The following is a 15025-nucleotide window of genomic DNA, read 5'->3' on the forward strand; positions in this document are numbered from 1 at the left end:
GGCCGATGTGCGCCGGCGGGCCCGCGGGTGGAAGGCCTTGACCGGCGCCGTCCTGGCCGCCGCCCTGGGCACGAGCACCCTGGCGGCCGTGACCCTGGCCCCCGGCCCGGCCGAGGCGCCCGGGCCCGAGCCGGTCATCCTGTTGCTGGAGGTGTCGGTGAACGGCTGGCGGCGGAACCTAGTGGCCGCCTTCCGGCAGGACGGGGAGCGCCTGTCGCTGCCCGCCGACCAGTACAGCGGCCTGGGCTTCGCGCTGGATCCCAGCCAGGTGGAGACGGTGGACGGCGAGCCGCGCGTCTTCCTCGACCGGATCGCCGGCCTGACCTGGCGCATCGACATGGCCGCCCAGACCATCGACCTGCAGGCGCCGGTCGAGGCCCTGACGCCGGAGCGGCTGTCCATCAGCCCGCCGCCGGAGCGGGTCGACAGCCGCGCCGACTGGAGCGCCTTCCTCAGCTACGACGCCTTCGGCGAGTGGGCCGCCGAGAGCAAGGACGAGTTGTTCACCCGCACGGGGACCGTCGACCTCGAGGCGCGGCTGATCGCGCCCTGGTTCACCTTCGGCAGCGCAGGCTTCGTCACGCCCGGGCCGGAGTCGGCCGGGCTGATCCGGCTCGAGACCGCCCTGACCTTCGACCGGCCGGACGACGCCACCTCGCTGATGCTCGGCGACGGCTATTCGGGGGCGCTGAGCTGGACGCGGTCGCTCAGGTTCGGCGGCGCCCAGTACCGGCGGGACTTCGGGCTTCGACCCGATCTCGTGACCCAGCCCATGCCGCAGTTCAGCACCGGCGTGACGGCGCCCTCGGCCCTCGACCTCTACGTCAACGGGGTCGAGCGGTTCGCGGCCAGCGCGGCGCCGGGCTCACTGCTAGTGCGCGACATGCCGGTGACCACCGGCGCCAACGAGGTGCGGATCGTGCTGACGGATCCCAGCGGCCGCCGCCGCGAGGTCTATCTGCCCTTCTATGTGAGCACCGAACTCCTCGCCCCGGGCCTGACAGACTTCACCCTCGAGGCCGGTTCGGAACGCCGCGACTACGCTACCAAGAGCGCCAGCTACGGCGACAGCTTCGCCTCCGGGTCGATCCGGCACGGGGTCAGCGAAACCCTGACGGCGGAGTTTCACGCGGAAGCCGCCGACGACTTCGCCATGGCCGGCGCCGGCGGCCATTTGGCCCTCTGGGACGCGGTCATCCTCTCCGGCATCGTGGCCGGCAGCCGCGGGCCGGCCGGCGACGGCTACCTCTGGAGCCTCGGCGTCGAGCGCACCGGCCCGCGGATCAGCGCGACGGTCCGCTACGAAGAGGCCTCGCAGGATTTCGAGGACCTAGCGGCCCGGTTCGGCCAACCCCGGCTGCGCCGGAGCCTCGTCGCGTCGGGGAGTTGGCAGATGTCCGCGCGGCAATCCGCGAACGTGACCTATGTGCTGCAGGATCGGGGGAAGGGGTTCCGGTCCGAGGTGATCACCGCCAACCTCGGCCGCAGCTTCTGGCGCAGCCGGCTGCGCGCCGACCTGAGCGGCTACGCGGACCTGACCCAGCGCGGCGAATGGGGCGCGAGCCTCATGCTGTCCTTCCCGCTCGGGCGGCGCGCCATGGCGACGGTGAGCGCCGCCCCCACGCCCGACTTCACGACCTATGCGGTGACGGCCAACGGCGACGGGAAGGATCCGCGGTTCAGCTGGTCCGGACGCTACGCGCGGGGGCCCGAGACCAGCGGCAACGTGGACCCGGTCTGGGAGGGCGCCCGCCTCGACGCCTATGCGAGCTACAGCCGGGTGGGCCCTTCGCAGGCCGTCCAGGCGCAGCTCGGCCAGTCCCTGGTGTTCATCGACGGGGGCCTGCACCTCGCCTCGCGGATCGACGACGCCTTCACGGTAGTCGAACTGCCGGACACGCCGGGCGTCGAGGTGTTCCTGGAGAACCGCCCGGCGGGCCGGACCGGGCGGAACGGGCGGCTGCTGATCAACCGCCTGCAGGGCGGCGAGGCCAACGCCATCTCGATCGCCGCCCTCGACCTGCCGATCACCTCCCAGGCCGATGCGTTCGCCAAGACGGCCGCGCCCCGCCGCGGCAGCGGCGTCGTCACCCGCTTCAGGATCGACCATCAGATGTCGGCCGTGGTCGTGCTGGCGGATCGAGCGCAGAAGCCGCTGCCGCTCGGCGCCGAGGTGCGGCTGGCGGGCGGCGACGAGACCGCCGCGGTGGGCTACGGCGGCGAGGCCTATCTGCGCGGCGTTCGTCCGGGAGAGAACCGGGTCACGGTGCGCTGGCCCGACGGGCAATGCGAGGCCACGTTCGACATCCAGGGCGGGGCGGACACCGTGCCCCGCGTGAGGGCCACGCCATGCGAATGACAGCCATGCTTCTGGCCCTGGCGCTCGGCGCGGCCTGGGCCCCGGCCGCGCAGGCCCAGCAGAGCTGCACGATCGAGGTCGATCCCCTGGACTTCGAGCGCTACGACCCGTTCCACGCCCAGCCGAACCGGGTGCGGGGCCAGATCCGGGTCCGTTGCGACGTGGGCCTACCGGTCCAGCACGTGGCGCTCTCGACTGGCCAGTCGGGGAACTATCACCGCCGCTATCTGGCCAGCGGCGGCGCCCTCGCTCGACTACAACATCTATGCGGACCCCACCTTCCGTCACATCGCCGGCGACGGAAGCTCCGGCACCACCGTGCTGGTCAGCCGCGCCAAGACGCGCGACCTGCGGCCCATCGAGCGGTTCGTCTTCTATGGCGAGATCCCGGCGGGACAGTTCCTGCCGGCCGGCGACTATTTTGATTCCGTCGCGGTCATCGTAGTGTTCTGAGAGATGCTGATCGCCGCCCTCACCCTGGCCCTCGCCGCGCCGCCGCTGACGGTGTCCAAGCCGATGACGGTGCGGGTGCGGGTCGAGGCCGTCTGCATGGTCGCGGCGCACGCCGCCAGCGCCTGCCGCGGGGCCACGGGCGCCGCGCCGCTCGTGGACCGTGAGACGAACGCCGACGGCCAGCGCCGCCGGATCGTCGAGTACTAGGCGCTCGCCCCGGCCTTCTCGGCATAGGCCCAGCTCATCTTCGCCAGGGCCTCGACGCGGGGCGCCATGTTGGCGGCGTCCGGGTGATTGGCGGTGCCGTCGCGGACGCGGCCCAGGATCCCCTGCAGGATGCCGACCAGGCGGAAGGCGTTGTAAGAGAAGAACCAGTTCAGGTCGTGGATGCCGGTGCGGCCGGTCAGGCTGCAGTAGTACGCCACCGCCTCGTCCAGGGTCGGGATGCCGTGGGCCTCCAGGTCCGGGATCGTCGAGATGGTCCCGTTGATCCAGTTCATCAGGACGTAGGTGAAGTCGGCCAGCGGCTCGCCGAGCGTCCCCAGCTCCCAGTCCAGCACCGCCACCACGCGGGGCTCGGTGGGATGGAAGATCATGTTGTCGAGGCGGTAGTCGCCGTGGACGATCGAGGTCCGCTCCTGGGCCGGCACGGTCTTCGGCAGCCACTCGATGAGGCGCTCGACCTCGGGGATGTGGACCGTCTCGGAGGCCTTGTACTGCTTGGTCCAGCGGTCGACCTGGCGGGACATGTAGTTGCCGGGCTTGCCGTAGTCCTCGAGGCCGACGGCGACGTAGTCGGTGTTGTGCAGGTCGGCGAGCGTCTTGATCTTGGCCCGGAAGATGGCGTTGCGCTCGGCGGGCTCGCACTGCGGCAGGCTCTGGTCCCAGAGGACCCGGCCCTCGACCATGTCCATGACGTAGAACCAGGTGCCGATGACGCCGTCGTCGGTGCACAGGCCGTAGGGCTTCGCCACCGGGAAGCCGGTCGGGTAGAGGGCGCTGATCACCCGGAACTCGCGGTCCACGGCGTGGGCGGACGGCAGCAGCTTGCCCGGCGGCTTGCGGCGCAGGACGTACTTCTTCGTGGGCGTGATGAGCTGGTAGGTCGGGTTGGACTGGCCGCCCTTGAACTGCCGGACCTCCAGCGGGCCGGCGTAGCCCTCGACGTTGGCGCGCATCCAGGCCTCGAGCGCGGCCTCGTCGAAGCGGTGGGACTCGGCGACCTCCTTGGTGCCCGTGTTGGCCTGCTCGCGCGCCTGTTCGGCGGCGATGTCTGCGGTCACGGACATGGCGTCTCCCCTTGGACTTCGTACGCTTGTTTGAAACCACCTTACCCAGCGGCGGCCAAGCGGGGAAGGCCAGCCGGATGATGCCGCGCGTCCGGGCGGCGAAACCGCGTCACACTTTCGCCTGACGCGCTCTAGCGGGCCAATGCCCGCCAGCCGATGTCGGTGCGGTGGAAGCCCTCGGGCCAGTCGATCCGGGCGACGGCGGCGTAGGCGCGCTCGCGGGCCTCGGCGAGGTCTGCGCCGGTGGCGCAGACGTTGAGGGCGCGGCCCGAGCCGGCGCGGATGGTCCCGTCGGGGTCCGTCGAGGTGCCGGCGTGGAAGACCTGGACGTGCGGGCCGAAGTCGGCGTCGGCGCCCCGGATCACGCTGCCGGCCTCGGCCTTGCCGGGATAGCCCCTGGTCGCCAGGACGACGCAGACGGCGGCCTCGTCGCGCCAGACGGGATCAGGCAGGTCGGCGAGCGTCCCATTGGCGCAGGCGACGAGATAGGGGACGAGGTCGCTCTCCAGCCGGAGCATCAGGACCTGGCATTCCGGGTCGCCGAAGCGGGCGTTGAACTCCACCAGCTTCGGCCCGTCCCGGGTGGACATCAGCTCCACGAACAGCACGCCGCGGTAGGGGGCGCCGTCCTGGGCGATGCCCTTGAAGGCGCGCTTCACCAGGCGCTCGTCGGTCTGGGCCACGAGGTCGAGGTCGAAGACGGGCGCCGGCGAATAGGTCCCCATGCCGCCGGTGTTGGGGCCCTCGTCGCCGTCGAAGGCGCGCTTGTGGTCCTGGGCCCAGCCGAACAGCTTCGAGGTCCTGCCGTCGCAGAGCGCGAAGAGCGAGCCGATCTCGCCCTCCAGGAACTCCTCCAGCACGATGATCTGGCCGGCCTCGCCGAAGCCGCCGGCGAAGGCGTCGTCGATGGCCGCTTCGGCCGCCGCGCGGTCCGGCGCGATGACCACGCCCTTGCCGGCCGCCAGGCCGTCGGCCTTGACCACATAGGGCGGGTCGAAGTCCGCGAGCGCGGCGTGGGCGGTCTCGCGGTCCTCGCAGATCCGGTAGCGGCTGGTGGGCAGGTGGTGGCGCTCGGCGAAGGCCTTGGTGAAGGCCTTGGAGCTCTCCAGCCGGCCGGCGGCGGCGGTGGGGCCGAAGCAGGGGATGCCCGCGTCGGCCAGGGCGTCGGCGAGGCCGGCGGCGATGGCGACCTCGGGGCCGATCACCACCAGGTCGGCGACCATCTCGCGGGCGTGCTGGACCAGCCTGGCCACCTCGGTCGGCTTCCAGGGGGCGAGCTCGCAGATCTTCGCCATGCCGGGGTTGCCCGGCGAGGCCACCAGCCGGGTGACCAGAGGCGACTGCGCGATCTTCCAGGCCAGCGCGTGTTCGCGCCCGCCCGAGCCGACGAGGAGGATGTTCATGAGCCGGCGCTTTCGCCCGCGCCGGCCCTTTGGTCAAGGACGAGCGATGGGAGCCGCGTCAGGCGTCCACGTCGAGGGCGTAGCCGGCGGAGCGGACAGTGCGGATCGGATCGCCGCCGTCGGACGCGTTCAGCGCCTTGCGCAGGCGGCCGATGTGCACGTCGACGGTGCGGGCCTCCACATAGACGTCCGAGCCCCAGACGGCGTCGAGGAGCTGTTCGCGGCTGAACACCCGGCCGGGGGTGCTGCATGAAGTAGTCGAGCAGGCGGAACTCGGTGGGGCCGAGGTGGACCTCGGAGCCCGAGCGCTTCACGCGGTGCGCCACGCGGTCGATGACGATGTCGCCGCAGCGGACCCGGTCCTCGGCGAGGCCGGGGCGGAGGCGGCGGAGCACGGCGCGGATGCGGGCGGCGAACTCGGTCATCGAGAACGGCTTCACCACATAGTCGTCGGCGCCGGTGTCGAGGCCGCGGATCCGGTCGGTCTCCTCGCCGCGGGCGGTGAGCATGATGATCGGCACGTTGCGGGCCTCGGGCCGCTGGCGGATGCGGCGGCAGACTTCGATGCCGGAGACCTTCGGCAGCATCCAGTCGAGGACGATCAGGTCGGGCAGGCGTTCGTCCACGAGGAGCAGGGCCTCCTCGCCGTCGCCGGCCACGGCCACGTCGTAGCCTTCCTTCTCGAGGTTGTACTGCAGGAGCGTGGCCAGGCTGTCCTCGTCCTCGACCACCAGGATGTGCGGCTGCAAGTCAGGATCTCCGTCAGACGGTGAAGGCGTCGGTCTTGGGGCGCGCCTGGATCATCTCCTCGCCGGTGATCTCGTAGTGGACCATCTCGGCGATGTTGGTGGCGTGGTCCCCGATGCGCTCGAGGTTCTTGGCCACGAACAGCATGTGCGCGCAGGCGGTGATCGTCCGGGGGTCGGCCATCATGTAGGTGAGCAGTTCCCGGAACAGGCTGTTGTAGTGCTCGTCCACCTCGTCGTCCTGCGACCAGACGGTGAGCGCTCGCTCCACGTCCGAGCGGGTGTAGGCGTCGAGGACGATCTTCAGCCGGGTGAGCACCAGCTTGCCCAGCCGCTCCAGCGAGCGGGTCAGCGGCTGCATCGGCTCGGACTCGACGATCACCAGGGTGCGCTTGGCGATGTTCTTGGCGAGGTCGCCGGTGCGCTCGAGTTCGGCGGCGATCTTCATGGCGGCGACCGTGCGGCGCAGGTCGTTGGCCATGGGCTGGCGCAGCGCGATCAGCCGGATGGCGCGGCGCTCGATGTCGCGCTGCATGACGTCGAGCTGCTCGTCCCGCTCGACGAGGCCGGCGGCCAGCGCCTGCTCGCGCTTGCCCACGGCATGGATGGCGTCGGCCACCTGGGCCTCGGCCAGGCCGCCCATCCGCGCGCATTCGGCGGTGAGCGTGTTCAGCTCGTCCTCGAAGGATTTGACGATGTGCTCGTTCATGGCGGGCGCTTTCCTCAGCCGAACCGGCCGGTGATGTAATCCTGGGTGCGGGTGTCGCGCGGGTTGGTGAACACCTCGTCGGTCGGCCCGGCCTCCACCAGCTTGCCCATGTGGAAGAAGGCGGTCTTCTGCGAGACGCGCGCCGCCTGGGCCATGGAATGGGTGACGATGACGATCGTGAAGGACTGGCGCAGGTCGTCCATCAGCTCCTCGACCCGGGCCGTGGCGATGGGGTCGAGCGCCGAGCAGGGCTCGTCCATCAGGATCACCTCGGGGCGCACGGCGATGGCGCGCGCGATCACCAGGCGCTGCTGCTGGCCGCCGGAGAGGCTGGAGCCCGACTGCTGCAGGCGGTCGGAGACCTCGTTCCACAGGCCGGCCTGCTTCAGCGACTGCTCCACGACGGCGTCGAGTTCCGACTTCGAGGTGGCCAGGCCGTGGATGCGCGGACCGTAGGCGACGTTCTCGTAGATGCTCTTCGGGAACGGGTTGGGCTTCTGGAAGACCATGCCGACCCGGGCGCGGAGCAGGACGGGGTCGAGGCTGCGATCGTTGACGTCCTCGCCGTCGAGCTCGATGGAGCCCTCGACGCGGGCGCCGGCGATGGTGTCGTTCATCCGGTTGATGCAGCGCAGGAAGGTCGACTTGCCGCAGCCGGACGGGCCGATGAGGGCGGTGACCGAGCGCTCGGGCATGTCGAGCGAGACGTCGAACAGGGCCTGCTTGTCGCCGTAGAAGACATTCACGTCCCGGGCCCGGACCTTCACGGCCCGTGAGGGCAGGACGGCGTGCTGCACGTCCACGGAAATGTGCGGATTGAGGTTCATTTCGCTCACCAGCGGCGTTCGAACCGGCGGCGCAACAGGATCGCCGCGAGGTTCATGAGGATCATGAAGACGAGCAGGACGAGGATCGCCGCGGCCGTCCGTTCGTGGAACGCGCGCTCGGACGCGTTTTCCCAAATAAAGATCTGCACCGGCAGGACCGTGGCGGATTCGGTGAAGCCGCCGGGCACGCCGGGCACGAAGGACACCATGCCGATCATCAGCAGCGGCGCGGTTTCGCCGAGCGCGTGGGCCAGGCTGAGGATCGCGCCGGTCATCACGCCGGGCATGGCCAGCGGCAGGACGTGGTGGAAGACCGTCTGGGTCCGGGACGCGCCCACCGCCAGAGCCGCTTCGCGGATCGACGGCGGCACCGCCTTCAGCGCCGCGCGGGTGGCGATGATCACCGTGGGCAGGCTCATCAGCGCCAGGACGAGGCCGCCGACGAGCGGCGAGGACCGGGGCACGGCCAGCCAGTTGATGAACACCGCCAGGCCCAGCAGGCCGTAGACGATGGAGGGCACGGCGGCCAGGTTGTTGATGTTGACCTCGATGAGGTCGGTCCAGCGGTTCTTCGGCGCGAACTCCTCGAGGTAGACCGCCGCCAGCATGCCGATCGGCACGGCCAGGCCCGCCGTCACGATGAGCATCAGGAACGAGCCCACCACCGCGCCGAGCACCCCGGCCTGCTCCGGTTCGGTCGAATCCGACTTGGTGAAGAAGCTGGTGTTGAAGCCCGAGGAGATCAGGCCGTCGGCCTTCAGCCGGTCGAGCCAGGCCAGTTGCTGATCGTCGAGCTTGCGGTCGCTCTCGGGCGCGGCGCGATCGATCTGGCCCTTGAAGTACAGGCCGGCGTCGGCCCCGACCGGTCCGGTCACGCTGACCGTCTGGCCGATCTTCGCGGGGTCGGCGCGGACGATGTCCAGGACCTGGAAGCCCAGGTCGTTGGAGAGCAGTTCGCGGAGCTTGCCGGAGGTCCGGCCGAACTCGTCGTCGCGTTCGCCGAGCCTGGCCAGCACGGCCTCGGCGATGAGCTGGTCGTAGTTGGCCCCGGTGATGTCGGCACGGTCGACCCGGGCGGGGTCCACATAGACCGGGACCGTGATCCGATAGTCCACGAAGGTCGAATAGCCCTGCAGGCCGATGCGGCCGAGCAGGATCGCCAGGAAGGAGAGCGCCACCAGGATGGCCGCGCGGCCATACCAGCGGAAGCGCCTTTCCTGGGCGCGGCGCCGCTTCAGCCGGGCGGCGATCGCGGCGTTGCGGTCAGCCTGACCGGCGGCGGGGGGAGAGAGGACCGCGTCAGTCATACTGTTCCCGGTATTTCTGCACGATGCGCAGGGCGACGACGTTCAGCGCCAGGGTGATCGCGAAGAGGGCCAGCCCCAGTCCGAAGGCCGACAGCGTCTTGGGGCTGTCGAACTCCTGGTCGCCGGTGAGCAGGGTGACGATCTGCACGGTGACGGTGGTGACCGTGTCGAGCGGGTTGAGGGTGGTCTTGGCCTGCAGGCCGGCCGCCATGGTGACGATCATGGTCTCGCCGACGGCGCGGGAAACGGCCAGGAGGAGCGCGCCCATGATCCCCGGCAGGGCCGCGGGCAGGACCACCTTCTTCACGGTCTCCGACCGCGTCGCGCCCATGGCCAGGCTGCCGTCGCGGAGCGACTGGGGCACGGCGTTCAGGATGTCGTCGGAGAGCGAGGAGACGAAGGGGATCAGCATGATCCCCATGACCGCGCCGGCCACCAGCGCCATCTGGTTCTGGACCTGCATCAGATAGAGGCCAAGCCCGTCGAGCGGCCCGCCGACAAGCTCGGCGCCGACCGCGTTGAAGAAGCCGCGGAACAGCGGACCCACCGTCAGGGCGGCGAAGAAGCCGTAGACCACGGTGGGCACCCCGGCGAGCACCTCGAGCAGCGGCTTCACCACCGCCCGGGTCCAGCCGCTGGCGTACTCCGACAGGTAGATGGCCGAGAACAGGCCCACCGGGGCGGCCACCGACATGGCGATCAGCATGATCAGGAAGGTGCCGGCGAACAGCGGCACGGCCCCGAAGGCGCCCTTGGCGGCGACCTGGTCGGCGCGGATGGCGATCTGCGGGTCCCAGGTGGTCCCGAACAGGAAGTCGAGCGGCGACACCGCCTGGAAGAACCGGAAGCTCTCGAAGGCCAGGGGAAGCGACGATGCCGACGGTGGTGAGCACGGCCAGGACCGAACAGACGAGCAGCAGGCCGGCGATCCAGGTCTCGACGCGGTTTCGGGCGCGGAACTCCGGTGTCAGCCGGCGCCAGGCCAGGACCGCGCCGCCCACGGCCAGAAGGACGGCTCCGCCCAGCGCGCCCAGCCGGAAGGCCTGGGCGAGCCTGAACGCCTGGCCGGCCTTGGCCTCAAGCGCGGCGATCTGGGCCGGATCGTAGATCGTCTCGCTGCGCGAGGCGCCTTGGGCCAGCGCCCGGGCGTCGTCGTAGAAGACCTGTTGCTGGGGCGCCGACATGCCGGCCACGGCGGCCGGGGTCTCGGCGCGCAGGACGGCGGTCTCGATGCGGCCCGAGAAGGCGACATAGAGCACCAGGAGGATCAGCGCCGGGACGCAGGCCCACAGCGCCACATAGGCCCCATGGTAGCCCGGACGCGAGTGGGTCGTCCCGGCGCCGGCGGCCGTGAGCCGTCGGCGGCCGACGACGTAGGTCCCGGCGGAGAAGAGAAGGAGCGCAGCGAGCGCCGCCCAGATGATCATACGGGGTCCCAAGGTTTGCGGGACATCCTGCCCGCCGGACCTCGCCGCTATGCTACATTTCTATGACACTTTGGCGACAGCGGCCGGGGCGTCGGCCACCGCCTGTGGAAAATAGGCCGTGAAGGTCGTGCCTCGCCCCTCGCCGCTCTCCACCGAGAGGCCGCCGCGGTGGCGGTTGGCGATGTGCTTGACGATCGCCAGCCCGAGGCCCGTGCCGGACCGCTCGCCGCTCTTCTGGCCCTCGACGCGGTAGAAACGCTCCGTCAGCCTGGGCAGGTTCTCGCGCGCCATCCCCGGGCCCTCGTCGCCGACGCTGATCGCGGTGTAGAGCCCCTGGGCCATGTCGGGCGTCAGCAGCGCCAGCCGGACGAGGTCCGGACGGCGCGGCCCGGCGGCGGCTTCCGGCGTCAGGTGCGTCTCGACGCCGATGGTCACGACGGCGCCCGCGGTCGAGTACTTCAGCGCATTGTCCACGAGGTTCTGGACCACCTGGATGAGCTGGTCGCGCTCGCCGATGACCGGCGCGCCGCCCTGCGGAAGACGGGTGTCGAGGGTGACGCCGCGCTCGCGCGCCAGGGGGTGACCGCATCGACCACATCGAGGACAGCGGCGGCCAGGTCCACCCGCTCGGACGGGGCGATGTGCTCACTGAGTTCGATGCGCGACAGCGACAGCAGGTCGTCGATCAGCCGCCGCATGCGCTCGGCCTGGGCCTGCATGATGCCGAGGAAGCGTTCGCGGGCCCCCATGTCGTCCTTGGCATGGCCGCGCAGGGTCTCGATGAAGCCGGAGAGCGAGGCGAGCGGCGTGCGGAGCTCGTGGCTGGCGTTGGCCAGGAAATCGACGCGCGTGCGCTCGACCCGGTGGAATTCGGTCTCGTCCCGGAACACCAGCAGGGCCAGCCGGCGGCCGTCGAGCGCCAGGCCCAGCGGCCGGGCATAGGCCCGGAGGATCCGTTCCTGGACCCCTGCGGTCTCGTAGACAGCCTCCGCGTCCAGGCCCTTGAACAGCGCCTCGTCGACGGCGTGGAGCACCTCGGGGTCGCGGATCGCGCTGACCAGCAGGCCTTCGCCGAGCTCGATGCGCAGGAGTTCGCGGGCCGCGGAGTTGGCGAAGATGTAGCGCCGGCTGGTCAGGTCGTCCGGCTCGGTCGCCGAGATCACGAGCACCGGGTCCGGGAGGGCGTTGATCAGGGTCGGATAGGGCGGCGCGTCGCTGGCCCGCTCGGCGGCCACGGCCAGGAAGGCCTCCTGCCGCTCCACCGACCGGCGGGATCCCAGCAGGGCGAGCGCGGTGGCCAGGAGGACGAAGGCCATGGCCGCGACGCCCTCGAACGGCGAGATCCGCCCGGCGAACGCGATCAGGCCGATCACCGCCACGCCGGCGGCCGCTGCGGTCAGCGCCGGGCCGGGGCCGCGCCGGGCGGCGCGGAGCGACATCGGCGCGATCGAAGGCAGCGACGGCAAGGCGAATCCTCCGCGGGGAACTGTCCAGCATCAGCGCGCGTGTGTCACCGGCATGACACCATGGGCGATTCAGGGGGCCCAGGAACCAACCTTAGCCATTGCCGTTCCTGTCCTCCGGGACACCCATGGATGATCTGAACGCCCCTTCCCCCGCCGGCCTCGCCTCGGACGCGCCGCTCGCCGAAGCGATGCGCGGCGCGCACCTGGCCCTCGTCCTCACCGACGCGCGCGCCGGAGACCATCCCATCGTCTTCGCCAACGACGCCTTCCTCAACCTCACGGGTTACCGCCGCGAAGAGGTGACCGGCCGCAATTGCCGGTTCCTGCAGGGCGATGGCACCGATCCCGAGACGGTGGCGCAGATCGGCGCGGCGGTTCGCGACGGCCGCGAGCTGCGCTGCGAGATCGTGAACTACCGCAAGGACGGCACGTCGTTCTGGAACCAGCTTTCGGTCGTCCCGGTGCGGACCGGGGCGGACAAGACCGCCTACTTCCTCGGCGCCATGCAGGACGTCACCGCGGCGCGCACCGCCCGGGACACGGAGCGGCACGACCTTTTCGAGGACATCCACGTCCACGCCCGCGAGCTGGAGGCCGCGCTGGCCGAGAAGACCAGCCTGCTCCACGAGGTGGACCATCGGGTGAAGAACAACCTGCAGCTCATCTCCTCCCTGCTGCTGATGCAGACCCGGCGCACCGCCGACGAGGGCACGCGGCGGGCGTTGCGGAGCATGCTGGAGCGGGTGGGGGCCATCGCCACCGTCCACCGCCGGCTGTTCCAGGGCGGCGACGTGCAGCGCTTCGACGTGGCCGATTTCCTGCGCGACCTGGCCGCCGACCTCGCGGCCTCCGCGAAGCGCGACGACCTGCAGATCCGCCTGGAGCTGGAGCCCGTGGCCGTGGCCGCGGCGCAGGCGGCCCCCTTCGCCCTGGTGGCCAACGAGCTGCTGTCCAACGCCATTCGCCACGCCTATCCGGAGGGTCAGGCCGGCGCCATCACGGTGGCGGTGCGCCCGCGGGCCGACGAGTTCGACCTGGTGGTGGCCGACGCCGGCCAGGGCCTGCCCCCGGCCGAGGACCGCAACGGCTTCGGCCTGACCATCGTCAACCTGCTGACCCAGCAACTGAGGGCGCGGCTGTCGCTGGAGGACATGCAACCCGGCCTCCGGGCGACCGTTACGCTTCCGATGTCCACATGAAGCCGATGATCCCCGGAAATCCGCTCGACGTGCTGATCGTGGAGGACGAGGTCCTCCTGGCGGTCGAACTGCAGTTCATCGTCCGCGAGGTCGGCTGCCGGGACGTGGGGCTGGCGATGAGCTCCGACGAGGCGGTGGAGCTGGCCCGGAAGCTGACGCCCGACCTCGCCCTGGTGGACGTCCACCCTGCAGGACGGCCCGACCGGCGTGGACGCCGCGCGCCATATCGCCGAGAGCTGCGGCGCCGTGGTCCTCTTCATGACCGCCAACGTGCTGCGTCTGCCCGAGGATTTCGCGGGCGCGTGCGGCGTCGTCGGCAAGCCCTATTCGGAGCACGCGGTGAAGACCGCGCTGGCCTACCTGGAGGTCTGCCTGCGGGAAGGCCGCGCGCCCGGCCCGCCGCCGCTCGGCCTGCACCTTTCGCCCGACTACGTCCGCCGCTGGGGCGCCGACTACGCGCTGTCGGCCTGACGGTTGGAGAATCTCGCCAACTTCGTGGGCACGGCGGCGGCCCTCTGCTCCATGCTCAGCTTCACGCCGCAGATCGTGAAGATCTGGAAGGAGCGCGACGCCTCGTCGATCTCGATCCGCATGTTCCTGCTGACCGTCACCGGCTTCACGCTGTGGACGGCCTACGGCTTCCTGATCGGCAGTTGGCCGGTGGCGGGCTCCAACATCGTCTGCCTGATCCTGTCGGCCACCATCCTCGCCCTGAAGTGGAAGTTCAGCCGGCGCGGCTGAGGCTTCGCGCTCTAGCCACGACCGGCGCGGGGCCTTATCCCTCCCAGCCTTACGGCGCCCGCGCGGGCGCGTGGCGGGACGCGAGTGGCATGAGCGGCAGGTTGGACGCGGCTGAGGCGGCGCTGAAGGCGGGACGCGGGTCCGAGGCGGTGGAGCACCTGATCGCCGCCATCGAGGAGGACCCCGCCCGCCCGGCCCAGGTCTACCGCGTCCTGCTCGTGCAGCTCTATCGCCTGGGCCGCGCCGCGGACGGCGAGGCGTGGTCGGCGAAGGCCGCGCAGCGCCACCCGCGGGACTTCGACATCCTCAACGTCCGCGGCGTCTTCCTGCGCCAGCTCAAGCGCTATCCCGAGGCGCTGAAGGTGCTGGACGAGGCCATCAAGCAGGCGCCCAAGGCCGCCTCGGCGCAGATCAACCGCGGCAATGTGCTGCTGGACATGGGCGACTTCGCCCGCGCCGAAGCCGTCTTCGCCAAGATCGTCCGCCTCACGCCCCGCGACGCCGAGGCGCAGCGCCTCTATGGCCGCGCGCTCCTGAAGCAGCGCAAGTCCGACGCCGCCCTGATGCGGCTGCGCCAGGCCGTGTCGCTGGACAAGGGTGCGGTCGAGGCCTGGCTGGACATGGCCGGCCACCTCGACGAGCTGATGCGCGGCCGCGATGCCGAGGAGGCGATGGACAAGGCGCTGGCCGCCAATCCGGACCATCCGAAGCTGCTGGAAGGCAAGGCGATCATCCTGCGCCGGTCAGGAGAGACCAAGCGGGCCGAGGCTTTCCTCGGCGAACTGCTGCCCCGGTTCCCGGAGGCCGCGTGGCTGCACGCCCAGATCGGCCTGGTGCTGGGCGACACCGATCGCGAGCGCGCCAACCAGCATCTGCGGCGCGCCGTGGAGCTGGAGCCGGCCCGGCTCGACTACCGCATGAGCCTCATCGAGAGCCTGGAGCGGACCCGCACCGGCGACGAGGCGCCAACATCGAGGAGGCCTACCAGCTCGTCCGCGGGGCGCTGGCGCAGGTCGACCAGTTCACCGCGCCGCACTTCAAGATCGCCAACGAGACGCTGATCCGGGTCTGCGCCTTCGACGAGCTCGATCGGCTGAGC

Annotated in this window: 13 protein-coding genes and 3 pseudogenes; 7 read left to right on the forward strand and 9 right to left on the reverse strand. The window is 70.8% G+C overall.

Annotated features, from left to right (window positions below):
* Window positions 1-37: 37 nt before the first annotated feature.
* The 3 genes and pseudogenes from LRS04_RS03330 to LRS04_RS03340 all read left to right on the forward strand — a co-directional run bounded on the left by LRS04_RS03330 (window position 38) and on the right by LRS04_RS03340 (window position 3019).
* Window positions 38-2359, forward strand: a complete 2322-nt coding sequence (locus tag LRS04_RS03330; protein WP_257815142.1) for a fimbria/pilus outer membrane usher protein — start codon at window positions 38-40, stop codon at window positions 2357-2359.
* 5 nt (window positions 2360-2364) lie between these two features.
* A pseudogene (locus tag LRS04_RS03335) lies at window positions 2365-2812 on the forward strand (spore coat U domain-containing protein).
* A 3-nt stretch (window positions 2813-2815) separates the two neighbouring features.
* Window positions 2816-3019, forward strand: a complete 204-nt coding sequence (locus LRS04_RS03340) for a hypothetical protein (protein WP_257815144.1) — start codon at window positions 2816-2818, stop codon at window positions 3017-3019.
* Here LRS04_RS03340 and LRS04_RS03345 read toward each other — a convergent pair.
* The 9 genes and pseudogenes from LRS04_RS03345 to LRS04_RS03380 form a co-directional block, all read right to left on the reverse strand.
* Entirely contained in the window at window positions 3016-4101 is a 1086-nt protein-coding gene (locus LRS04_RS03345) for a phosphotransferase family protein (protein ID WP_257815145.1), read from the reverse strand. The genes LRS04_RS03340 and LRS04_RS03345 overlap by 4 nt on opposite strands.
* Window positions 4102-4232: 131 nt before the next feature.
* A complete protein-coding gene (gene purD / locus LRS04_RS03350; protein ID WP_257815146.1) occupies window positions 4233-5504 on the reverse strand; it encodes a phosphoribosylamine--glycine ligase in 1272 nt (423 codons plus the stop codon).
* Between the two features lie 58 nt (window positions 5505-5562).
* A pseudogene (gene phoB, locus LRS04_RS03355) lies at window positions 5563-6253 on the reverse strand (phosphate regulon transcriptional regulator PhoB).
* A 13-nt stretch (window positions 6254-6266) separates the two neighbouring features.
* Window positions 6267-6959 carry a phosphate signaling complex protein PhoU gene (gene phoU, locus LRS04_RS03360; protein WP_257815147.1) on the reverse strand — a complete coding sequence of 231 codons (693 nt, stop codon included), beginning with the start codon at window positions 6957-6959 and terminating at the stop codon, window positions 6267-6269.
* A gap of 14 nt (window positions 6960-6973) precedes the next feature.
* Window positions 6974-7786 carry a phosphate ABC transporter ATP-binding protein PstB gene (pstB, locus tag LRS04_RS03365; RefSeq protein ID WP_257818935.1) on the reverse strand — a complete coding sequence of 271 codons (813 nt, stop codon included), beginning with the start codon at window positions 7784-7786 and terminating at the stop codon, window positions 6974-6976.
* Between the two features lie 5 nt (window positions 7787-7791).
* Complete coding sequence (pstA, locus tag LRS04_RS03370; RefSeq protein ID WP_257815148.1) at window positions 7792-9093, reverse strand: phosphate ABC transporter permease PstA; 1302 nt, start codon at window positions 9091-9093, stop codon at window positions 7792-7794.
* Window positions 9086-10520, reverse strand: a pseudogene (pstC, locus tag LRS04_RS03375) (phosphate ABC transporter permease subunit PstC). Before pstC ends, pstA begins: the two are co-directional and overlap by 8 nt.
* A gap of 60 nt (window positions 10521-10580) precedes the next feature.
* Window positions 10581-11009, reverse strand: a complete 429-nt coding sequence (locus LRS04_RS27565; RefSeq protein ID WP_374572883.1) for a sensor histidine kinase — start codon at window positions 11007-11009, stop codon at window positions 10581-10583.
* A complete protein-coding gene (locus LRS04_RS03380) occupies window positions 10979-11986 on the reverse strand; it encodes a histidine kinase dimerization/phospho-acceptor domain-containing protein (RefSeq protein ID WP_374572886.1) in 1008 nt (335 codons plus the stop codon). Before LRS04_RS03380 ends, LRS04_RS27565 begins: the two co-directional genes overlap by 31 nt.
* Window positions 11987-12111: 125 nt before the next feature.
* On the opposite strand from LRS04_RS03380, the gene LRS04_RS03385 reads away from it, so the two are divergent.
* From LRS04_RS03385 to LRS04_RS03400, 4 genes are all read left to right on the forward strand, one after another.
* The gene (locus LRS04_RS03385) at window positions 12112-13185 is read left to right on the forward strand and encodes a histidine kinase dimerization/phosphoacceptor domain -containing protein (protein WP_257815149.1); all 1074 of its coding nucleotides are present in this window, start codon (window positions 12112-12114) and stop codon (window positions 13183-13185) included.
* 207 nt (window positions 13186-13392) lie between these two features.
* Window positions 13393-13656, forward strand: a complete 264-nt coding sequence (locus tag LRS04_RS26535; RefSeq protein WP_308238067.1) for a hypothetical protein — start codon at window positions 13393-13395, stop codon at window positions 13654-13656.
* Window positions 13657-13659: 3 nt separating this feature from the next.
* Window positions 13660-13926: a SemiSWEET family sugar transporter gene (locus tag LRS04_RS03395; RefSeq protein ID WP_257815150.1), complete on the forward strand. Its 267-nt coding sequence runs from the start codon at window positions 13660-13662 to the stop codon at window positions 13924-13926.
* 89 nt (window positions 13927-14015) lie between these two features.
* The gene (locus LRS04_RS03400) at window positions 14016-14987 is read left to right on the forward strand and encodes a tetratricopeptide repeat protein (protein ID WP_257815151.1); all 972 of its coding nucleotides are present in this window, start codon (window positions 14016-14018) and stop codon (window positions 14985-14987) included.
* Window positions 14988-15025: the final 38 nt, after the last annotated feature.

Source organism: Phenylobacterium sp. J367, assembly GCF_024699985.1.
GTDB lineage: Bacteria > Pseudomonadota > Alphaproteobacteria > Caulobacterales > Caulobacteraceae > Phenylobacterium.